15 protein-coding genes are annotated in these 23,225 nt (G+C 48.2%); 8 read left to right on the forward strand and 7 right to left on the reverse strand.

Annotation, left to right across the window (positions count from 1 at the left end; all coding sequences use genetic code 11):
* Window positions 1–106 precede the first annotated feature (106 nt).
* Window positions 107–1,948, forward strand: coding sequence for a DUF4335 domain-containing protein (locus H6F73_RS02205; RefSeq protein ID WP_190757189.1), 1,842 nt, complete (start codon window positions 107–109; stop codon window positions 1,946–1,948).
* Between the two features lie 510 nt (window positions 1,949–2,458).
* Window positions 2,459–3,580, forward strand: a complete 1,122-nt coding sequence (locus tag H6F73_RS02210) for a hypothetical protein (RefSeq protein WP_190757190.1) — start codon at window positions 2,459–2,461, stop codon at window positions 3,578–3,580.
* 86 nt (window positions 3,581–3,666) lie between these two features.
* Here H6F73_RS02210 and H6F73_RS02215 read toward each other — a convergent pair whose 3' ends face one another.
* From H6F73_RS02215 to H6F73_RS02225, 3 genes are all read right to left on the reverse strand, one after another.
* A complete protein-coding gene (locus H6F73_RS02215; protein ID WP_190757191.1) occupies window positions 3,667–4,848 on the reverse strand; it encodes a homocysteine biosynthesis protein in 1,182 nt (393 codons plus the stop codon).
* 181 nt (window positions 4,849–5,029) lie between these two features.
* Window positions 5,030–6,226, reverse strand: a complete 1,197-nt coding sequence (locus tag H6F73_RS02220; RefSeq protein ID WP_190757192.1) for an AI-2E family transporter — start codon at window positions 6,224–6,226, stop codon at window positions 5,030–5,032.
* Window positions 6,227–6,361: 135 nt separating this feature from the next.
* On the reverse strand, window positions 6,362–6,556 hold the full coding sequence (locus tag H6F73_RS02225; RefSeq protein ID WP_190757193.1) for a hypothetical protein: 195 nt from the start codon (window positions 6,554–6,556) through the stop codon (window positions 6,362–6,364).
* 496 nt (window positions 6,557–7,052) lie between these two features.
* Here H6F73_RS02225 and purU point away from each other — a divergent pair, with 496 nt between their 5' ends.
* Both purU and H6F73_RS02235 read left to right on the forward strand, forming a co-directional pair.
* Window positions 7,053–7,907, forward strand: a complete 855-nt coding sequence (gene purU / locus H6F73_RS02230) for a formyltetrahydrofolate deformylase (RefSeq protein ID WP_190757194.1) — start codon at window positions 7,053–7,055, stop codon at window positions 7,905–7,907.
* Window positions 7,908–8,066: 159 nt separating this feature from the next.
* Window positions 8,067–11,198, forward strand: coding sequence for a plasmid replication protein, CyRepA1 family (locus H6F73_RS02235; RefSeq protein WP_190757195.1), 3,132 nt, complete (start codon window positions 8,067–8,069; stop codon window positions 11,196–11,198).
* 174 nt (window positions 11,199–11,372) lie between these two features.
* Here H6F73_RS02235 and mrdA read toward each other — a convergent pair whose 3' ends face one another.
* From mrdA to H6F73_RS02255, 4 genes are all read right to left on the reverse strand, one after another.
* Window positions 11,373–13,190, reverse strand: coding sequence for a penicillin-binding protein 2 (mrdA, locus tag H6F73_RS02240; protein ID WP_190757196.1), 1,818 nt, complete (start codon window positions 13,188–13,190; stop codon window positions 11,373–11,375).
* 804 nt (window positions 13,191–13,994) lie between these two features.
* On the reverse strand, window positions 13,995–15,161 hold the full coding sequence (locus tag H6F73_RS02245) for a CO2 hydration protein (RefSeq protein ID WP_190757197.1): 1,167 nt from the start codon (window positions 15,159–15,161) through the stop codon (window positions 13,995–13,997).
* A 99-nt stretch (window positions 15,162–15,260) separates the two neighbouring features.
* Window positions 15,261–16,760: an NADH-quinone oxidoreductase subunit M gene (locus H6F73_RS02250; RefSeq protein WP_190757198.1), complete on the reverse strand. Its 1,500-nt coding sequence runs from the start codon at window positions 16,758–16,760 to the stop codon at window positions 15,261–15,263.
* A 782-nt stretch (window positions 16,761–17,542) separates the two neighbouring features.
* On the reverse strand, window positions 17,543–19,378 hold the full coding sequence (locus tag H6F73_RS02255) for an NAD(P)H-quinone oxidoreductase subunit F (RefSeq protein ID WP_190757199.1): 1,836 nt from the start codon (window positions 19,376–19,378) through the stop codon (window positions 17,543–17,545).
* A gap of 829 nt (window positions 19,379–20,207) precedes the next feature.
* Between H6F73_RS02255 and H6F73_RS02260 the strand changes: the two genes are divergently transcribed.
* From H6F73_RS02260 to H6F73_RS02275, 4 genes are all read left to right on the forward strand, one after another.
* Window positions 20,208–20,519, forward strand: a complete 312-nt coding sequence (locus tag H6F73_RS02260; RefSeq protein WP_190757200.1) for a carbon dioxide-concentrating mechanism protein CcmK — start codon at window positions 20,208–20,210, stop codon at window positions 20,517–20,519.
* A 253-nt stretch (window positions 20,520–20,772) separates the two neighbouring features.
* Window positions 20,773–21,114 (forward strand): carbon dioxide-concentrating mechanism protein CcmK, encoded by a 342-nt coding sequence (locus tag H6F73_RS02265; RefSeq protein ID WP_147689270.1) that lies wholly within the window; start codon window positions 20,773–20,775, stop codon window positions 21,112–21,114.
* A 6-nt stretch (window positions 21,115–21,120) separates the two neighbouring features.
* A complete protein-coding gene (locus tag H6F73_RS02270; protein ID WP_190670689.1) occupies window positions 21,121–21,423 on the forward strand; it encodes a EutN/CcmL family microcompartment protein in 303 nt (100 codons plus the stop codon).
* Between the two features lie 117 nt (window positions 21,424–21,540).
* A complete protein-coding gene (locus H6F73_RS02275; protein ID WP_190757201.1) occupies window positions 21,541–23,202 on the forward strand; it encodes a ribulose bisphosphate carboxylase small subunit in 1,662 nt (553 codons plus the stop codon).
* The last annotated feature ends 23 nt before the right edge of the window (window positions 23,203–23,225 follow it).

Raw genomic sequence — 23,225 nt, forward strand, 5'->3', positions numbered from 1 at the left:
AAACCAGCTCGAATCTGGCAACTGACAGGGGCGAGTGGTTACGGGTTAAGGACAGCGGACAAAGGACAAGCACACAACTGACAACTGACACCTGACAAAGAACAAAATGGTTTTGCAACGATACACGCCCCCCACTTGCACGCTGGTCATTATGGCGAATGGTTCGCCCTTGTCCCGCTGGGCTGGCCGGCCTGTACTAAAAGATTTGCGGTTTGAGCTAAGTTTTGATGCGCCCCAACTGCCTGAAGAACAGCGGGTGACTGTTTGGGGAGATCGCACCCAACTTGAAGCCCTGTGTGATGCCGTAACCACTTACGTGCAGGACTTGCTCCACCAGTCCCCTGCCCAGATAGAGTCCGCAGGCTTGACAAAATGGAGTAAGTCTGATATCGATTCTGAATTGAGTAGATCCGAAGAGATTCCGGACCCGGTTCGAGGCAACCGGCCAGACCTAGAGAATCGCCGGAGCTTCGGAGAAACGAACTTCACCCTTCACCCCGCTGCTGCCCCCGCTGCTCGCCCTCAAGCGGATCTGAATCGGGTGGATAGTCGCAACCCGTCGAGGAAACCGGCATTAGTGCCACCGGCAAATGCTGTACAAATGACAAACAGACCGCCGGGTGCAGGCACCGGCATCTATTTACAACCCAAAGGCTTGCTATCTCATAACCTATTTTTGGGTTCTCTGGCCACAGAAGAATCAGGGCCGGTGGTTCATCTGGGCGTTTTGCAACTATTTGACCTGGCAAGCGCCCTTGATGAATACACGACGGAAATGGTGGCTTTACCCAGCCTCAAACGCACCGGATCATCAGGAATTTTATCTCTGCTAAAAGAGCCACCGGCTTGGATGAATACGGCAGCGGTGGTGTTGCTTACCGTGGGTTTAACGGCGGCTGTAGGCAAATTCCTTGAGCCACAAAGCCCTGCCCCTGTCCAAACAGCCACCTCGAAAGTCGAGAACCGAGGCAGCGCACCCCCAGCAGAAACGAGCAGGGCCAAGTCGCAACAGATCGCCATTGCGCCCCCTCCGCCACCGCCAGCAGCGTCGCCTCCCGCAAAGCAACAATTGCCGGCCCAAAAATTACCCTCACTACCGCCAGGAGCGATGGCGACTCCAAATTCCTTACCGGCAGGGTCTTCTGCTATACCGACGGTGCCGGTGCCCAAAACTGCGCCCAACGCGGCCAGCCAGTTGGAAATTCCCGCTGATCCCATTCCCTCAAATCCAGCGATCCCCGCCAAACCCTCCCAGTCGATTCCAGAAATTCCCCCAGGCGCAAGCAATTCCGCACCCCTACCCCTGCTATCTCCCAGGCCGGCAACTCCTGGGGCACCTACTTCTGGGGCACCGAATATCGATCTTCGCGCTAGGACGCCCGCCCCAACCCCGGAAACCGCCAATCAGCAGCCGGCACCTGCTCTATCTACGCCACCCGTCGCGCCGCCGGTTGCCCCCACTCCCGCCATTGCTCCCGCGCCTAGAGGTGCAGAACCCCCTCCTGCGCTTCCCTCCGTCACATTGCCAGATCAACCCCTTGCTGACGAGACACCCGCGCCCCAAGCCTCAGCAAGCGGGGCTAGCGAACCGGAAGCTTCTGCAACCGCGCAGCCGGCTGAGGTCGCCAGGGGGACTACAGCGGACACGTCTAAAATTATTCCCCAAGTCGAAGAGGCGAGAACCTATTTCCAACAGCGCTGGACTCCTCAAGAGGGATTGACACAGCCTTTGGAGTACACTTTATCTTTGAATGCCGATGGGTCAATTCAGCAGATTACGCCTCGCGGATTGACGGCAGGAAGATTTTTAGATCGCACCGGGATGCCGTTGCAGAATGAACCGTTTGTTTCGCCGGTGGGAGGAGAGCAAGCCCCCAGAATTCGGGTTGTTCTCAGACCAGATGGTCAGGTACTGACGTTTATGGAACCGTATAAGGAGGGATTTTAAGCAATTGGCAGTAGAAACTGCAAAAGCAGCGATTGTGAAGCAGATGCCGGCAGCCTTTATCTGCGACTGAGGCAGAATTGAGACAATTTAAAAGTTTACAAATGCGGATTTTCTGGCAATGGCTGAGGGTGAAATCCCCAACTGGTAAGGCAATAAAAACTTAGCCGGCACAGCCATTTCAGGCATCCTCAGCTATCAGCACCCGCTAACAAAAACCGGCAATCTTTAAGCCTACTGATAGAACTGCACGCGACGACGATCAGCGTTTAGCATAAGGGTTATTTCAGAGAAATCTTGCTGATCCTCTCGTAGCATACTTGCATTCAGTAAAATAAGCTGACTGATGCCAACTACTCCCTGCTTAAAGCAGGAGTCTTTTGTGGGCTTGTTTTTCTTTATGATAAAGTCGCCCACTCATCACTCAACCTGTCAACAGCAAGCATCTCAATACAGAAAACGTGCACATCCCGACTCAACTCACATCGGCTATGTGTCTTTGCCGGAGGTTTTATGAGTATGTCTCCTGAGCAGTTCCCTCAATCACCGGACTCTGCTGCATCTGACCCAAACCAGCCTGATGATTTGCAGGCTACTAACCCGCCCCCTTCCTTATCGCCAGCCGGTGCCTCCCCTGGCAGTGATTCCGAAATGACTGCCAGTGCTGAAAGTGAAAGTGCCGGTGAAGGAACGCTATCGCCAGCCGGTGCCTCCCCTGGCAGTGATTCCGAAATGACTGCCAGTGCTGAAAGTGAAAGTGCCGGTGAAGGAACGCTTCTGAGTTCTCAGACATCCCCGCCTAGCGAAGAAAATGAGGGAGACGATGAATCCTCCTCTAATTCAGCACTCGCAGGCATCCGACAGCAACCGATTCCGCCGCCGAGTGAGCCAATGCAATACCGAGCAATTGGCTTAATTCAAGGTCGCTATATTGCCTCGGCTGATCAATTCACTCAGGGGATACTCCTTACCACAGACGGTACAGTGATCGATGCTGTGCTGTTGGGTCGGATTATGAGTTTGGTGAAGAATCACCTGAATTTGGAACAAGAGCATCTGTGGGTGGTTTATCCGCGCACCCGTCAGAAGGATGGCAACTTGCACGCCCAAATTGTGGGGGTGTGGGAGCCAGAAACCCTTGCGCCGACGGATCTTGCACCTGCCGGGGATGCGCCGGTGGAGCCGGCTCCTCAGTCAATGCCGGTTGCAGATGGCTATTTTTCCGTTCGCGGCGAGGTCATTTACCAATCCCAAGAGCAGGGATACATTGTCATCAAAATTCGACAAGCTCCTCGCAAAGAGGCCGATGAAACGAAGTTCTTCAAGTTGAAGCTCAACGGCACACTTGCCGGTAAAGCAGTCGGGCACTTCTGGGACTTACAGGTAAACCGGCAAGCAGAGACGCTTGTAATTCAGGAAAGTGAAAATATTGGCCCGCTGCCTGGTAAGCCGAAAAGGCCCGGTACAAAGCCCTTCAGAAAAGGCCGTCCGGGTGGGGGTAATTACCGCAGCGCCTCGCCTAACCCGCGCAGACCCCAATCTGCTGCTGCCAGCACACCACCTAAACGCAAGACGCCGGTTTCTAAACCGATCATCAAGCGGCCACCCCCGAATGAGCCGCCTCAAGAAAGTTGAAGGGACAATTTTGGAGTTTTAATTTTGAATTTTGAATGAATTCAGAATTAAAAATTCAGAGTTGTCTTTGCCATTGTGCCCCCGCTCTATTCGAGAGTAATTTGAGCGCCCCACAAGTCTTGGGGCACAAATGAGCGATCCATCGGTAGGGGGGCCACCGGCTCGCTGAGGGTAAATTGCGACAGCAAAATCCACTGTTTCAATTCCAAGGCGACTTGATGAGATAAAAAGATGCTGGCCAGGGGCGCGACTCGCACAGATTTGCCGTCAATCGTAATGCGACCAGTCTTGAGCTGGGCGTAACTCACCAAACCAAAGGTGGGGCGGACGCGGCGAGGAATGGAGAAATCCACAATCGGTGCTACGAGTTCCTGGTCTCGCACAGCGCAGTTGGCCACAACGTCTTCGCGCAACACCGGCAGGGCAACGCCGACACCCAGCATCAAGGAAGGGCCGTAATTTTTGAAGTAGCACCCGCGCACCCAACGGCGCTGCATCTGCTTGGCATCTCCAATTAAAGCTAAGGTGGCTGCTGGGCCAATGGGTGTTCGATTGGGTAGGCGCTTTTGCAATGGGAAGTGTTGCGTACCTTCCCAGGCAACATAACCGATGCCGCCGCCTAAAAAAACGCGGGTGCCAATGCCAATCAGTTGCAAGTCTGGGTCGTTCCATAGGGGAGAGACGGCACCGGGATTTGAGTAAACTGCATTCCCTAGGCGCGGTTGCAAGGGTCCGAGGTAGGTAAACAAGGGACGTTCGCCGCCATTGATGCCCACAATGAAGTTTTGGTAAAGGTTGCGAGGGTTATACAGGTAAAACTGATTAATCGTGTCACGGGTGATAGTGGTTTCAAATGTGGCGCGGGGGTAACAGTCTGTCACCTGTCCAAGTGCGCGTAGCGATACGGGTTTACCGGCAATTAAATCTTCTATAACATGACCGCCGCCACGTTCGCGGGATTCTTCTCCATCTGCGGTTTCAGTAACTTGGGTGGCACCCAAATATAAATCGACTGCCCCAAACCCAGAGTAAGCCGAGACATTATCTAACCAGCACCGGCGAATTTTAATCGGTGGATCGGTGTGGCCAAGGTTGATAATCGCTCCAGAGGATTCCATCGGTTCAAAGGTGCCGGTGGCGATCACGTCTACTTCCTTGGCAGCTTGGGTGACGCCAACTTCGCTCACCCGCGCTTTCAATTCTTCCACCGTCCAAACTACGGCACACTTGCGGCTGATTTTGTCGTTAATTTCGGCGATGGTTCTCATAATTCTGTGCTAGATGCCTTGGCTGGGTGTTGAGGGACGCTATCAGCTTTAATCTGGCACTCCACTCTGTTTTTCTGTCCGAATTGAGGAGGAGAGCGCAGGGATGCAGAAATTGGCTTTGTTAAAGGCTCATTCGCTGATATTCAAATATTGCGGAATTTCACCGGCAGCACTCCTTGAACTACCGCCTATCAGCATCATCAGCTTTGGGATGATTGCGAGGTTGTGTACTCCCGGCTGGAGGGTTTTCGGGTAGCACCGGCTGATCAACTGGCCCATAACTTTCAGCCGGCAGCGTATTAGCGGCTGGCGTGTTAACCACACCCGCTGTTTCAGTCCCCTCTGCATCTTCACCTGTCCGCCACATATCTAGCACATCGTGAATTAATACTTCTTGCACCCAAACTTGGCCGACAACTGTTAGGGGTAGCGCCAATAAAAACCCTAAAAATCCAAAAAAAGTGGCGAAGAATACTTGGGCTAATAAGGTGACTGCCGGCAGCAGTGATACCTGTTGAGCCATGACGTAGGGCGTTAGCAAGTTAGTTTCAAACTGCTGGATTAAGAAGTAGAGAATAAACACCGCTCCAGCTTTCCAAGGTGCGTCTAAAAGCGAGATTCCCATCGGTAACACAACGCTTAAAGTTGGGCCAATATTGGGAATAAAGTTTAGCAATCCTGCCAAGATTCCTTGAGCTAAAGGCACTGGAACGTGCAGAACAGATAAGCCTATAAAGCTTAACATTCCCACAACACCCATGCTGATAAGTGCGCCAAAAATCCATCCGCCGAGGGCAATTTCACATCGGTCAAGAATCACCTCCACCCTCCGCCGGTAGAAGGATGGGAACAGCCGCACAAACGCCTTACGGTAAGACATTGGCTGAGCTAACAGCATCAGTGTCAGCACCACCACCAGTAAAAAGTTGACGATAATAATTAGCGAGTTAGACAAAAAGACAAACGAGCGACCCACAATCCGTTCTACTATCGGTTGTAGTTGTTGGGTCAAGCTTTTAACATCTGGTAAATACTCGATGAACTGCGCGGGAACGCGAGGTCTGAGCTGATTTCGCCAAGTATTTAAGAGTTCTATAACTTGCGGAAGCTTGGTTGTTGTGAGTTCTTTATATTGCGCTACAAAAGGTGGCACAATTAATAAGAAAAAGCCGGTTAATACGGCTAGGAAAAGCGCTACTGACAGCAGCACAGCTATTGTCCTTGGCAATTTAAACTTTTGCAGCCGGCGAGCCAGCATATTCAAGGCTGTTGCTAGCAAAACTGCAGCAAATAGTAGTAATACAACTTGCCGAATTTGCCAAAGTATGTATAAGGAAAGAATTAATGCTAATAAACCGATCCATTTACCGAGTTCCACAGTGCTGACTCCTTTTCATTTGGGCTTAGAGGTAGAGTGTAAAATGTTGGTGAAGAAGCGTAAAAAGTTTAGAAGGATCAGTTTTAAGGAATGAGCGATCAAGTCAACAAAGAAAATTTTTCGCTCAAAATTTTTTTATCCTTCACTCTTTTGTTGCTGTGATCGCCATAAAAGGGCTATAGCCATAATTACGGTTGGCAGCAACACCGCGATTAAGGCTAAGTTAGGCGCTGGGCGGATGGTGGCAATTGCACCTGCGTACTTGATCGCAACAGATATGGCAGTTGAAGCGATCAGCACTTTGATAATAAACCCAGCATTGCTCTCCATATTTCTTTGTTTCCCTAGCAAGCGGCTTCGTGTTGGCAATGTCTCGTCACAGATTCTTGCTAGTTTACGGCAATGGGGAACGTTTATGAGCGGGGCCGGCATGGGGCGCGATTGAACTTGATTTTATAGAAAAGCAGATTGCCGGCACGGTGAAGTCTGGGGCTATACAGGTTAAGCTTCGGATCTATGGGATGGGGAGGCTGTGCCTGCTATTGGGTGGCTATTGATTTTTTTTGTTTTAAACCGCAGATAACCGCAGATGTAAGTGATAATCTGTCGTTAGGTATAGATTGATAAGCCGCAGATGTGGGCGAGAATCTATCGTTAGGCAGACGTAGATAGTGCGGGTTGGTATGTTCAGATTTTTGCACCAGGTGTCGTGATTTGTGGGTCGTGTCTGTTAGGATTTTTGCAATAAGTTTCAGGGGTGCGTGCCGGCAAGCTTTCTCAAGGCACAATGTTGATACAAACGATTTTATTTTGATGCACCCTGTTTATGACTAGCCCTACTGCAACGCTGCTAGTGTCTTGTCCCGATCAACGGGGACTGGTTGCTAAGTTAGCGAATTTTATCTATGCCCATCATGGCAATATTATTCATGCCGATCACCACACTGATTTTACGGCTGGGTTGTTTCTCAGCCGGCTGGAGTGGCAAATAGATGGATTCGATTTGCCTCGTGATCAGATCGCGCCGGCATTCGCAGAAATTGCGGAACCGCTACAAGCGAGTTGGCAGTTACACTTTTCCGATACGGTGCCCCGCATTGCAATTTGGGTAAGCCGGCAAGATCACTGTCTGCTGGATTTAATTTGGCGTCAGCGAGCAAAGGAATTTGCGGCTCAGATTCCTTTAATGATTAGCAATCATGCGGCTCTGGGTGATGTAGCGAAGCAGTTTGGAATTGATTTTTATCACTTGCCGGTGACAAAGGAAAATAAATTAGAGCAAGAAGCTAAACAATTAGAATTGCTGCGGCAATACAAAATTGATTTGGTTGTTTTAGCCAAATATATGCAAATTCTCAGTGGTAATTTCATCACCAATTTTCCGAAAATTATCAATATTCATCATTCATTTTTGCCGGCTTTTGCGGGGGCAAATCCTTACGAGCGTGCCTATGAGCGTGGGGTAAAAATTATTGGCGCGACAGCACATTATGTAACCGATGAATTAGATGCCGGCCCAATTATTGAGCAGGATGTCGTGAGAGTGAGCCACCGGGATACAACTAGCGATCTGATTCGCAAAGGAAAAGACTTAGAGCGGGTAGTTTTAGCGCGTGCGGTGCGTTTGCATTTGCGAAATCGCGTGTTAGTCTACGGGAATCGGACGGTCGTTTTTGAGTGAGCGGGGCTGAGTGGGGACGGCATCACACCCCATATATAGGATACAGCAAAATAGCACACACTAGATTTAGTGTTTTACGGGTAAATTTGCCGGTTATAAAGTCGCCGGTCGTGATAGGGTTTTAGATCCGTCGCTTACCCTTGGGAAGGATACTCGCTCATGCATCGGCAAAGTCTGCACCCGGAACACTTGCAAGAATTAATTGAAGAGAGTGGCATTGACGGCACTCTGGCTTCGCTCAACTTCACGTCTCTGGAAGAAGATGCAATTTACACGCATTTACTAATATCCGATGATATACACCGCAATAACGTCGGACGAGTGAGCGGTGGATGGCTGCATCGTTATGCTCAGGTAGCTGATGGGGGATGGTGGTGTGCGGGACGAGATCCGCTCAATGATTGGGGTTTAATGGAATGGGGGTGCTACAAGCCAAATCATCCCAGGCAGGATAAAAACGGCAAGCCGGTGAAGTACGAGCATCCTCCCTGCACCCCGACACGGGTATTTTGTCTGAAAGTGCCGCTTCACATCTGGCAGCAAATTGCTGATCGCTATGGAGTGCCGGTGCCGGCGAACCCTGAGATCGCAGAAGGAGGGGAAGCACGGGGATTTTGGCAGTGGGTGGTGGAGGCGCAAATTCCGCTCATTATTTGTGAAGGTGCGAAGAAAGCGGCGGCGCTGTTGAGTCGGGGATATGCTGCGCTTGCCGTACCGGGAATTACCAGCAGCTATCGGGTGACGCGAGACGCACAAGGCAGAGTGATGAGCCGCCGGCTAATTCCTGAATTGGCAGCGCTTACAGTGCCGGCGCGCACCTTTTACATTTGCTTTGATTATGAAACTCAGCCGAAAACTATCAAAGCAGTCAATCAAGCGATCACTCAATTGGGTGAGCTTTTAGAGGAAAAAAACTGTGCAGTTAAAGTCATCAGACTTCCCGGTTTAGAAAAAGGAGTGGATGATTTTATTGTCGCTCAAGGTGCTGAAGCATTCCAAGCGGTTTATCAAGCAAGCGCAGATTTAGAAACTGATTTAGCTAAAACTAAACCCCACACTGAGTTTACCTACCCGCCGCAATTGATTCTTAACCGGCGCTATTTAGGAAAACTGCCTTTTCCCACATCTGGATTAATAGCTGTTAAGTCTGCCAAGGGAACTGGAAAAACAACTGCGCTTTTAGAGTTGGTATTAGAAGCGAAAAAACAAAGCCGAGCAGTTTTGCTGCTGACTCACAGAATTCAACTAGGGCGTTTTTTGTGTGAAAAAATCGGAGTAAATTGGATTAATAATCGGGGAATACAGGAAGCCAAAAGCAATTCTCATTCCCAATTACTCGGACTGTGTATAGATTCTATAGGCAAACTCAACCCTCAACACTGGCAAGGAGCGCTGGTGATTTTGGATGAGGTGGAACAGTGCTTATGGCATCTTCTCAACAGCGAAACTTGTAAAGATAAACGCGTTAAAATTTTAAAAACTTTCCAGCAGTTAATTTCTACAGTCATGCAAACCGGCGGTGCGGTGATCGCTCAAGATGCCGATTTATCAGACCTTTCTTTAGATTATCTCAAAGAACTGGCCGGCATTTCAATTGAGCCGTGGGTTGTGGTGAATGAGTGGAAACCTGAAATTGATTGGAATGTTACTTTCTATGACTGTCCAAACCCAACGCCGCTGATTCAGCAGCTTGAGCAAGATTTAATGGCGGGAAAAAAGTGTTATGTTACAACCGATAGTCGGTCAGGACTTTACAGTTCAGAAACAATAGAGTGCTATCTCAAACAGCATTTAGAAAAATTGATTCATCAGTATCCTAAAACGCTCGTTGTGAACTCTCAAACAACCAGCACACCTGGACACGAAGCCGTCAATTTTGCAGAGGCAATTAACCAGAGAGCAAAGGATTATGACGCGGTTTTTGTAACTCCCAGTTTGGGAACCGGCATCAGCATTGATGTGGAACATTTTGACTGCGTTTATGGCATCTTTCAAGGCGTAATTCCAGACTGGGAAGCACGACAGGCATTAGCCAGAGTTCGCGCCGGCATTCCTCGGTTTATCTGGTGTGCAAAGCGGGGTATCGGCTCAATTGGCAGTGGCAGTAAAAATTACCGGGTGCTTTCATACTGGTATCAAGAAAATCATAGAGAAAACTTAGCTTTAATGAATCCACTGCACAAAGTTGATGTGGATTTACCTTTAGTTTATGACTTAATTCACCTGAGAATTTGGGCAAAAATGGCGGCGCGAGTCAATGCCTCGATTACTTTTTACCGGCAGTCCCTGCGAGAGGGTTTAATTGCTGAAGGACATCAGGTAAATGTGGTTAATAATGCTCCCCCAGAAACTCGCCTCAGAGAGCTGCGTCAGGAATTTCTCACGGTTAATCCGGAGCATTGGGAAACTAGAAAAAAGCTGATTTTAGAAATTGTAAAACTTCAGCAAACCTTTGAGAAACACACGAATCAGTATTTATTGATTAAACATCAATTCAGACAAATTCATCAGCAAAATGAATTACACGTTGCAGAAGCTGTTGCTCAGGCAATTGATCTTAATCGGGAAAAATATGAATATTTGTTAGTTAAGCACGCGCTAACAGATGAGGAGCGTTATCAAGTTAATAAATATATCTTGAAACAGCGGTATGGTGTGAAAGTTACGCCGCAATTGAAGCTGCGGGATGACAGAGGGTACTACTCGCAACTTTTAACGCATTATTATTTAACCCATGAAAGCGAGTATTTTTATTTTAAAGACCGGCAGGAATGGAACCAGCAGTTAGAAAAAGGTGAAGGACGAGTTTTTCTCCCTGACGTACAAACTTACACGTTGAAGGTTGAAGCCTTAAAAGCTTTAGGAATTTTAGATTTCCTTCATCCAGAACGTGAGTTTCAGGAGAGTGATTTAGAGTTGCTGGAATTGAAGGCAAAGGCGTGCCGGTGTAGCAAGCATATTAAAAGGTCGCTTGGAATTAGCATTCCTGTGGAAACAGGAAAAGGGTGTGTGAGTTCGATAAAAATACTCGGCAAAATTCTAAGCTTGTTGGGATTAAAATTAAAGCCGATGAAGATGATAGAAAGAAAAGTAGAAAAACAGGTTAAAGTTTATCAAATCGATCCACTGACTTTCAATGATGGCCGGCAGGCTATTTTTGAAATTTGGCAACAGCGAGATGCGTTAAATTTAGGCACTGTTTCCCTGTCTGGATTGTATATTCCAGAATCCCATAATTATTTAAGTGAATTTACAAGTCGTCAAGCGATATATGAGGTTGCGCTTTTGTAAATTAAATTGTGGTTACTATTAGCAAAGGTGGAGTGCCGGTGGGATAATAAAAAATTCTTGTAACTCCGTATTCATCCCCAAATCTAAACCACCGGCACCGGAAAACAAACTGAGAGAAATGAGCTGACCGTCGATCACAGGGGGTAAAGGTAAAATTCCAGTTTAATGGCTGACCTACTCAGCAGCCGGCTGGACGGGTTTAGGCTTAGCGGGTTTATTTGCCTTAAAATACGTCTCCAATACTTGCAAAACCATTGGCGCAGCAAACGAACCACCGCCGCCGCCGGAATTTTCCCCAAAAGCTACAACCACAATTTCTGGCTTATCAGTTGGCCCATAGCCACCAAACCAAGCATGAGAAAGACGAGGGGGATCTTCAGCCGTCCCAGACTTACCCGCAGCCGGCGGAATGGTTGGCACATTCAAAGCTGCGCCGGTGCCGCCGGCAACGACCTCTCGCAGTCCTTGTTGCAAAATTTCCACCGTTGAGGGTTTCAAATTCAAGGACTCTCGCCATTTTTGCGCCGGCTGATTATCCTTCAGCAGGTGCGGCTTCACTTTATATCCGCCATTAGCCGGCACAGAAAACATCACCCCAACTTGCAGCGGCGTAGACAGTAAAAATCCTTGACCAATTGACATATTTATGGTATCTCCAAGATACCATCCTTCCTCGATTTCCTGCACCTTCCAATCTTCATCCGGGACTAATCCAGGGGCTTCTTCCTCGGCTAACTCAATGCCGGTTTTTTCGCCAAAGCCATAGTTTCGCGTCCATTGAATCAGCTTTTCATGGCCGACTCCGCTGCCGATTTGATAGAAAAACGTGTCACTACTCCAAGCAAGTGCTCCAACAAATCCCAAAACCCCAAAACCGGCATGATTCCATTCCCCAAACTCAATGCCACCGAAGGTTAAAGAACCGTAAGTTCCTAAATACGTGTCGGGAGAAAACTCGCCTGATTCTAAACCGGCAGTTGTTGTCACAATCTTAAAGGTACTTGCCGGGGGAAATCCTCGCAGCGCTCGGTTAACAAACGGGTGATCCGCACTTTGCAACTCTTGCCACGTCTTCTCAGAAATGCGCGTGGAAAAGATATTCGGATCAAAAGCAGGCCGGCTCACCATCGCTAGAACTTCCCCTGTGTTGGGGTTCAAAGCCACGATCGCCCCTTGATTATTGCCTAGGGCTGCCTCTGCTGCCTTCTGCACGTCCAGATCGAGGGTTAAATGCAAATCTTGACCCGCCTTTGCCGGCTTGTCACCCAAAACCCGCAAAATTTGGCCCATGCTATCAACTTCAACCTGCTGCCCGCCCCACTCTCCCCGCAATTGCTTCTCAAAAGCTTGTTCAATTCCCATCTGCCCGATAACATCACCCAGGCGATAACCTTGCTCCTGAAGATCGTAAAGATCCGAGTCACTAATTTCGCCGGTGTATCCCAAGGCATGAGCGGCTAAAATGCCGTTCGGGTAATTCCGCACTGCTTCGATATCCACCTTCACTCCCTTCAGCTCACTGCTATATTCTTGGAGTGCTGTGATTTGGGCGGGGGTGACGCTGCGGGCAACACGTATTGGCTCATTCGATTTATAGCTTTTCGATTTTTGCAGCCGCTTTTGCAATTCTGATTCAGGGGTATTCAGAATTTTAGACAGGCGATTGCGCGTTCTGGGCCAGTCTGTTTTTTCTAAATCTAGAGGCCACAAATATACAGCATGAGTGAGGCGGCTACTGGCCAAAATTTTGCCTTTGCGGTCAAAAATATTACCCCGCACTGGTTGTTTGGGCAGCAAACGAATTCGGTTGTTCTCTGCCAATTGGCGGTTGCGGTTTCCCTGAATTAGCTGTAGTTGGGCAAGCCGACTGCCGATCGCACCCAACATCACACTGGTGATGCCAAACATGATCAGTATGGACTGGAAAGGTTTTCCCAGAGTGCGTGCAGAGGAAGCTCGACGACCGATAGAGAAAGAGGGAAAAACAGTCATAAGACCCAGGCTCAGCGATAACAAGCTTTGCTTTAAACAGGATAATCCCTAATGGGGATCAACTGAAACCTACCCTTTGGTTTTTTATCAAGCCTCTGCCTTAAGTCGTAAATCGAAAGAGGACAGATGTAAAAATATAGAAAATCTGGTACTTGAACACAGTTTTTTTGTCTGAGAGAGTAATTATTATTTTTTTTGAAACCTTAAAGGGATGCCGGCAGCTAATATCATTTTGAATTTAAAATATTGAACTTGAAATGGAAGAATCTTAGATATAAAAAGAGGTTCAAGCTGGGGAAAATAGGCAACTTTTTCGCAAATTGCTAAAAAAAGCTGCGCTCGCTTTTCTGCCTTTAGAAATATTTATTCCTGTCTTTGCCCCAGCATTATGGGACACTAGAAGAAGACTCGCGCCATTTGAAGGCAATTTTCTTGTCAGCAGAATGTCAGCTTATTTTTGAAAATTAAAGCCTGAAATTTAATCAGAGCAGAACTTTCGATAATGCTCTGCACATTTCTATATTTTCAGCGATTTTGAGAATAGGGCGGTTTGAGAGGTTAAATTCAGTATTGTACAGATCCTCTTAACGTACCCGCCCTTACTAAGCCTAACTTCTTGCGATTTTGCGTAAGAGGAGGTTTGAAAAATCTAGAATCGAACTCCCAAGCGCCCTCACCTGTGGGAGAGGGAACCCGAAACGCTCTCCCCTTCGCCTGGGGGATGAGGGTTATTTGTTTTGCGACTTTTCACACACCGATCTTCCCGTTTTGCCGGCAAAAAATCTGTTAGTACAAAAAGTGCTTTTATCTCTCCGGAAATAGCTGGCAATATCGTTCGTCCGGCTTATTAACTTCTGCCAGACGAGACTCAGTAAATCGATTCATCCAACTTTCTAAATACGCCCGATTTGCTTGCCGCTGCTTCGGATCAGATGTATTTAACGGATGCGGTGCTAACCCTTGAATTGCAGCCGTTGTCACGCAAAACATTGACTTCTGAAAAGTCTGGCAAATTTGCACCCGCAAATCATCTTCACCCCGGCAACTGGTGCGGTAAACTTCATGCAAATATTCGGGGATAAAATGGCGCATATCTTGCATCAGTTGGGTGGGAGGAATGCCGGCACCCCCAATAGGCAGCGGATCTGCATACAAAGCGCCATAGGTAAAATCGCTCTGATCCGCAGGAATTTGAGCAGCTTGGGCGTTGTAAGAAACGGTGCCCGGAAACGGCGTTCCCCGGAAGAAAATCGCCTCTACATAAGGCACCCCGGTATCGGTAAGAAACGTCAAACCGGCAGATTTAGGAAGGATATCGTACACTTCTTTCCCAATCTTCACGCTATAGGTAATCGGCTTATTGGCATCGGCGACTAAACCGTTCAAAATATGCTCGACAACTTGGGGAATTGTTTTAATTTCCCCTCTGTCATAGCGATCCGACAGGGAGATAAACATATCACTCATCACCCGCCAAAACTGACCCAAACCGCTATAGTAAGCGAATTGTCTGATCTGTTCTGGCAAAAACTCTGGAAACAGCCGGTGCAGTCCCAACATCAGAAAATTGCCCTTAAGCTTAGCCTGAATTGCTTTCTCAGCCAGCCGACTAAATTCTGGCGAATCTAAATAAGCATCCAAACCGCCGCCGCCATGCCAAAGCATCGCTTTCATGCAATATTCTGCGTACTCAAAATTAATTCTGTCGTGCCACCAATGCTGCAGCAACTTCTTAACCGAAAATTCCCCGTCGAAGTATTTAAAAAAGGGAAATAATTCTAAAAATTGATGCTCAGCAATGTAAATGAGATTGCGAGAGTAAGCATCTAAAACGATGCCGTAGCTTTTAAGAATTCCCACAACCTCTAACACATTTTCTGGCGAATCTGGAAGCAGTGCATCACCAGCTTCCAATTTCTCAATGTAAGTTGCCAGGGGATGATTAGAATATTTTAAAGCAGCTTTTGTCATGGCAGTTATCCTCAAAAAATAAGCAGGGATAGAAAAGTTAAAAGTTAGTTAGAAAAAGGCAAAAGACTTTTTTTCTGCTGTCTTTTACCTTTGACATTTTTACTTTTGACTTTCCGGGATAGTGGATAGCGTCAAGGTTACTGGGGGTTTGTTCAGCATTGCGGTTGTCGTCGCCTCACTCCAGCGCACCATCCAGCTTGGCTGCATTCCCAGAACAACAATGACTACGCTTAAAATAATCGCCGGCGTGCGATCTGACCACCGAACTTGAGGTAAGTTAATCACCCGCTTAGACAGCCGGCCAAAAAAGGCACGGTTGGTTAAAAGCAGGAAGTAAACCGCCGTTAAGCCGGTTCCCACCATCGCCAGCAGCGTTTGCACAGGAAAAACGGGGTAACTGCCGCGAAAAACTATAAATTCCGCAATAAATCCCGCCATACCTGGAATGCCGGCGCTCGCCATCACGCCCAACACCATCAAACTACCAATCATGGGTAAACCACGTTCCGGGTTGAGCAATCCTTCGATAATTCTCAAGTCACGGCTGCCGGCTTTCTTGTAAACAACTCCAACCAGCAAAAACAGCAGCGCTGAAATCAAACCGTGGCTGATCATCTGGAAAACCGCCCCCAGCACACTCAGGGGTGTAGCGGCAGCACACGCCAAAAGAATGTAGCCCATGTGCCCAATCGAGGAGTAGGCTACCATTTTTTTCATATCTGTTTGGGCGATTGCACTGAATGCGCCGTAGAGCACACTCACTACTGCCCAGCTAGCCAACCAGGGTGCCCAAGCTGCCCACGCATCGGGAAACAAGCCCAAGCCAAACCGCAGCAGTCCATAGGTGCCCAATTTTAAGAGCACCCCAGCCAGCAGCACTGAAATGGGGGTAGATGCCTCAACGTGAGCGTCTGGCAACCAAGTGTGAAAGGGAACCAGAGGAATTTTTATGCCAAATGCCAGCAAAATTCCGCCCAGCAGCAACATTTGTGTTCCTAAAGGTAAGGCTTGAGCGAGTTGCGAATCGTAAGCAAAGGTTGAAGCGCCGGTGAACCAAACCAATCCTAAAAATGATGCTAAAACCAGAATTCCAGAAATTGCTGTGTAAATGAGAAATTTGATGGCTGCATAACCGCGCCGCTGTCCGCCCCAAATGGCAATTAAGAAGTACAGCGGAATGAGTTCCAGCTCATAAAATAAGAAAAACAGCAGCAAATCTTGTGCTAAAAATGCGCCGACAACACCGGCATTGAGTAAAAAGAGTAAAGCGTAATAAAATCGAGGCCGCTGCACATCTTCATCACTGCTGTAAATGGCAATCCAGGTGAGTAAACCATTTAAAACGATCAGTGGTAAAGATAAACCATCCATACCGAGGTTATAGGTCAAACCTAACGCTTCAATCCAGGGCATGGACTCGGTAAACTGAAACCCCGCCGCGCCGGCATCAAACTTGCTGAGCAGAATCAGCGTCCAGATAAACAGCCCGCCGGCAATCACTAAAGCTAGCTGGCGCGACCGAACCGGCGTCATTGCTGTTGGCCAGAACCCAATGAGAGCAGCAGCGAGTATTGGCACCCAAATTAAGGCACTAAGCATTAATAAATCTCCCTCCTTTAGTCAAATTTTATGACGACCGGCTCATCAATTGTGAGCGCTCATAACTTATCTTAACCTGCATTTAACTCGGTTATTTTTGATTTGCAAGAATTGCGTCGTTGCAAAAGCAAAATCATTTATTTTAATCAATCGTAAAAAGTTTTTTAGCACTATCCTGGGATAAGCCATACATTTCTCCTGTCTAACTCGTAAAGCCAAGGGAGAACTTTTAGATTTTTTGATTTCACCGAGTTGTCGATGATAGCTTTAGAGGATTTTCATTGCCAACCTGCATTTTGAGAGAGGAAATGACAGCATTACCTGATTGGCTGACAAGCCGGTCAAGTTTAACCTCACATCCCTTTGGCCTCAGATTTGTTTAGCAGGAACCGGCAACAGTTTTTCTCATAACAGAAATTAGGCCGGCGTCAATGACTTACTAGATATGTAAAACTATTGTATGTCAACAGGGTCACTGTCTCAATATCTATTTTAGAAAGTTGGAAAAGCAAACTAAGGCAAAAAGCAAAAATCTCTTTGTCTCCAACTCCCTTAACTTTTTAAAAATATCACCGGCTCACAAATACAGAACCTTAGTGCTAGTTCTTATAGGAATTTACCTACTCTCAGATTAGGGCAACGCTGGGATTGAGAGTTTATAGACAAGCTAGTAAAAAAGTTTTTGTTTGACGAGTTTGACCGGCTTCTCGCAAGGAGACAGAAAGAAGCGAGAAAAGTGAAACAATTTCCCGACTTCTCGCTTCTCTCAGTTTGCCGCTTACTTATTGCACATAACCCATCATTAGAATCACTAAAGCGCTGACTCCTAAGAGGATAGTTAGTACATAAAATTGCGACTGACCAGAAACATTGTACTTCAAGCTTTCCCCGCTAAAAATAGCGCTCAGTCCCACCAAGTTAACAGCTCCATCTACCACATAGCGGTCAACCCAAGCTGTAATCCTTGAAAATTGCTCGACAGCAAAAACAACCGTGAGGCGGTAAAGCCGGTCAATGTAGAAATCGTAAGATAACAAGTCTTGTACAAATCTCACAGGTGAGAGAATCGATCTAGACCAAGATCTTTCCAAATAAAGCGAACTGCCCACAATAACGCCGCCTAAGCCCGATAAAATTAGCAGCGCGACAGCGGCTGGGTTCAGGTACGCCCAGTCTGGCAACAGTGACAAGTGCAGCATCATCAGCGGCGCTAACAGCGTGATCACTGTCATAGACACCATTGGTACTGCCATCGGCCAGGGAACTTCGGGGGCGCGGCGAGTCTTAGGCTGGGGCTTGCCTAAAAACACCAGACGAAACACGCGGGTTAAATTAATTGCGGTGAGGAAGTTAACCAATAACACAACTGCCACGACCCAAGGATGGCTGACCCAAAAAACATCAACGCCTTGTCTAAGCGCCCAAAAACCGCCTAAAGGCAGCAGTCCCACTAAACCAGCAGAACCCACGATAAAAGCTGTGGTGGTTGCCGGCATCCGTGACCAAAGCCCGCCCATTTCTGTGAGGTTTTGGTTGTTGGTTGTTATAATCACAGAGCCAATGCTCATGAATAAAAGTGCTTTTGCGATCGCATGGGCAAACAGCAATAGCAGGGCAAACCCCGTCCATTGTAGCCCCACTGCGATAAACACCAGCCCTAAATAAGCGCTGGTGGAATGAGACAAAGCTCGCTTGATATCAATTTGGGCGATCGCCACCAAACAGGCACCAATTGCTGTCATCGTGCCTAAAACAATAAGTGCTGTTTGCGCTGCCGGCGAGAGCACCAATATGGGCTGTAGTTTAATCAACACATAAGCGCCGCAAGCGACAACGACTGAGTTTCGCAAGATAGAAGCCGGGTTTGGCCCCTCCATCGCTTCATCTAGCCAAAGATGCAAGGGAAATTGAGCGCACTTGCCGATGGGTCCAGCAATCAACGCTAAGCCTAAGAGGTTAGCTGCTGCGGGAGAGAGATGGGCTGTTTCTGCCCACTCATACAGATCGGGAAAGTTCAAGCTTCCCGACATCGTTGCCAGCGCCACAACGCCCATCAGCAACAGGATATCTCCCACCCGCTTGGTCAAAAAGGCATCTCGCGCTGCCGTCACCACCAGCGGCTGGGCGTACCAAAATCCCACCAGTAAATAGGTGGAAAGGGTGAGAATTTCTAGCAGGGCGTAGGTGAGAAATAAAGAGTTACTGATGGCAAGCCCACTCATCGCCGCCTCAAAAAATCCCATGAGGGCAAAAAAGCGAGCCAGCGCCCAGTCTTTCTCCATGTAGCCGAGGGCAAAGACTTGCGCTAGCAGACTTAAACCTGTTATCAGTTCCATTGCCCCCACACTGACGCTGGAAATGTCTAGGGCCAAGGATAAATCTAAATCTGCTGTTTGCAGCCAGTGGATTATGACCTCTTGGGGTTCTTGGTTCCAGGTGGAGTTGAAGAGTATCCACCCGTGAGCAAAAGCCAAGACGGTCATCAACAGGTTAAAGTAGGCTGCCGGTCGTGGCCCCGTGCGGCGGATCGCCCCGATTGACCACGGCAAGGTTAATATCCCGCCAATTAAGCCATAGAAAGGTATCCACCAACTTGTTTGGAGGAAGAAGTCTCTCATCTAAATTTCCTTATGAAATTACCGACTTTATTGAACCTTGCCCGAACTCTGTTGAAACGCTTTCCGTGTTTCCTGGGAGTTCCGTCTGAGTTCAATGAATAATTTTTAACTTTTGTTCTGTCTAGCGTAACCTATAGCTGCCCTGAAAGTTAAGTATTCCAGACAAAAAAATCATAAATAACGCCTCTAATTTTTACTTATACGGGTTAGAGAGATTAAGCGTTTTTACCTATTAAGCTGAGATAAGTGGATTTTGTACTCAAATGCAATAGGTGTTTAAACCGGCTTAGTTGCGCTCACGGTGACAAGCAACCTTTGCCGGTTGAGCAATGCACAAATTGGTTATAAGCGCAACCCTCACCATTGTGAAGAGCATCCGCCAAAGCGTTTCCTCTTAAGTCTAGGTTTGCCCTCAAAGTCTTGCAGAATAAGGGTTTTGTAATTTTTGTCTGGCCACCAGAGCTAAGGAATCGGCAACCGATTGGCAATGCTGCCCCTCATCTATTGGCGTGGAGAATGGCGGTGATAAAAGCCTATCTTATGTGAAAGTAATAAAAAAATTATAAAACTGCTGCAACCGGCCCATAAACGTGCCATCTTCGATGCAGCCGGTCACAACAATGAACAGAAGGTTAAGTTTTTTTAATTTACTTAATTTAAATTAATCATAATGATTTATATTGTCAAGGTAGCCAACGTTCCCTATTCTTAAATTTGGTAAGGCTAAAGTTTTTTCTCATTTAGGAAAAATCAGCATTTCCGTCAAAATTTTATGGGATCTTAATTGGGTATACCCAGTTAATTACGCTCGGACTACAGGAGATAAAAAATGTCAATCGCAGTTGGAATGATTGAAACCAAAGGCTTTCCGGCTGTCGTGGAAGCCGCTGATGCGATGGTCAAAGCCGCTCGCGTCACCCTCGTGGGTTATGAAAAAATCGGCAGTGGTCGCTGTACCGTTATTGTCCGGGGGGATGTCTCAGAGGTGCAAGCCTCTGTCGCCGCTGGGGTTGAATCAGTAAAGCGGGTCAATGGGGGAGAAGTCTTGTCCACCCACATCATCGCCCGTCCGCATGAAAACCTAGAGTACGTTCTGCCCATTCGTTACACCGAAGCAGTTGAACAGTTCCGAAGCTACTAACACTCCATGTGGGAGAAAACTTTGACCCCTTCGCAAAAGACAGAGACAGGGGGAAAATGTAATTTAGTGAGTTTTACCTGTCCAGTGGCAATCGCGTAATCCGATAGGTTTGAGTTGGCCACAACCTCCACTAATCGTTGATTTAAAGGCTTTCAAAAAGAACTTGGCAGTTGTTGCCCAGTTTTGCCACGTAAAAACCAGGGAATTTCTCGGAAAAGTCCTTTCCGCAAAACTTAATTTAGGAGTAGAACAAATGTCAATTGCAGTTGGAATGGTAGAAACACTCGGCTTTCCGGCAGTCGTAGAAGCAGCCGATGCAATGGTTAAAGCCGCCCGCGTCACCCTCGTGGGCTATGAAAAAATCGGCAGCGGTCGTGTAACCGTTATTGTGCGCGGGGATGTCTCTGAAGTGCAAGCCTCTGTTTCCGCCGGCGTAGAAAATGTCAAGCGCGTGAATGGCGGACAAGTCTTGTCTACCCACATCATCGCCCGTCCTCACGAGAACCTAGAGTACGTTCTGCCCATTCGTTACACCGAAGCCGTTGAACAGTTTCGTGAAAGCCTGGGTGGCATTCGCTCGATTGGCAGACCGTAAAAACTAATGCAAATGGCCAAAGTTCGGGGCACGATCGTCAGCACCCAAAAGGAACCAAGTCTTAGAGGCTCTAAACTGCTTCTGTTGCAACTCCTAGATGAGGAGGGACGCCCTTTGCCCGGATATGAGGTGGCAGCGGATACCGTCGGGGCCGGCGTTGATGAGTGGGTTCTTGTCACCCGGGGCAGTGCCGCCCGCCAAGTTCCAGGGAATGAAAATCGGCCCCTCGATGCTTTGGTTGTGGCGATTATCGATACCGTAAGTGTGGACAATCGCCTGCTTTACAGCAAGAAAGACCAATATCGATAACTGTCAATTGTCAGAGTTCCGTGGTTAGCGGTAATTCCTCAAAAGCCAAGGAAAACTGACATCTGGCGACTGAACCCTGACAAAAAGCTTTTTAAGTGTTTAAGGAGGAACTTATTTATGCCAGCCCGCAATCAAGCGGCGCCCCCAACCCCCTGGTCAAAGAATTTGGCAAAACCCAGTATTCATGAAACCGCCTTCGTGCATCCTTTCTCCAACATTATTGGAGATGTCAGCATCGGCGAGAATGTCATGGTTGCGCCAGGAACTTATATCCGGGCCGATGAAGGCAGCCCTTTCCATATCGGTGAAGGCACGAATGTTCAAGATGGGGTGGTGATTCACGGACTTGAGCAAGGCCGCGTGATAGGGGATGACCAAAAAAGCTATTCAGTCTGGATCGGCAGCAATGCTTCAATTACGCACTTATCACTGATTCACGGGCCAGCTTATGTCGGGGATGAGTGCTTTATTGGCTTTCGTTCGACCGTATTTAATGCTCGCGTAGGTAAAGGTTGCATCGTGATGATGCACGCCTTGATCCAAGATGTGGAGATTCCCCCAGGAAAATACGTTCCTTCGGGGGCTGTGATTACCAACCAGCAGCAAGCCGACCGACTGCCAGACGTTCAAGAAGACGATCTGCATTTTTCTCGCCATGTGGTGGGAATTAATGATGCACTGCGAATTGGGTATCAGTGCGCTCAGGATGCTGGCTGTATTACCATCGTCCGTGATGAGAAAGGAACATCTAATACAACAAAATCTAATAATGGTAATGGCTCAAGAGGTCGTTCGATGCAGAGTAAGAGTTTGAGTGCCGAGGTCGTTGAACAGGTGCGCCAAATATTGGCACAAGGTTACAAGATTGGCATGGAACACGCCGATGAGCGCCGGTTCCAAACCAGTTCTTGGAAAAGTTGTACGCCAATTCAGTCTGGTCGTGAAGCAGACGTGTTTGCTGAACTGGAAGGGTGCTTAGCCGAACATCAAGGCGAGTACGTGCGCCTGATCGGGATTGACACCAAAGCTAAGCGTCGGGTACAGGAGATCATTGTTCAGCGGCCCCATGATAAGGCATCCAACCGCTCGACAACAGCTGCACCGGCATCATTAGGACGCAACCGCAGTGGCGGGTCTGCATCGGGCAGTGGTGCCAACCTCGATAGCGATTTGAACGCTCAAATCCGGCAGCTTTTGGGTCAAGGATACCGGGTTGGTGCAGAATATGCCGATGAGCGCCGGTTCCAAACCAGTTCTTGGAAGAGCTGCGGGCCGATTGAATCGAATCGCGAAGCCGATGTAGTGGCTGCCCTAGAAGGTTGCATAGCTGAACATCAAGGCGAGTACGTGCGCTTGATTGGCATTGACCCCAAAGCCAAGCGCCGCGTGCTGGAGACGATTATCCAGCGGCCTAATGGCAGGGTGTCTAAGTCTTCTGCCCCCGCCTCGGCACAGGTCTCTCGTTCAGCTCATTCGAGTGCATCCGTCAGCAGTTCTACCATCGCTAGCGAAACGATCGAGCAGGTGCGCCAACTGATGGCTCAAGGATACAAGATTGGCACGGAACACGCCGACGAGCGCCGGTTCCAAACCAGTTCTTGGAAGAGCTGTAGCCCGATAGAAGGGACTCGTGAATCTGATGTGGTGGCTGCCCTAGAAGCTTGCATCGCTGAACATCAAGGCGAATACGTGCGCCTGATTGGCATTGACCCCAAAGCCAAGCGCCGCGTGCTGGAGACGATTATCCAGCGGCCTAATGCTACGGCTTCGCGTCGCTAAAGGCTTTTAAAGGAATTGCCAGC

It is taken from the genome of Microcoleus sp. FACHB-68 (assembly GCF_014695715.1).
In the GTDB taxonomy this organism is placed as follows: Bacteria; Cyanobacteriota; Cyanobacteriia; order Cyanobacteriales; family Oscillatoriaceae; genus FACHB-68.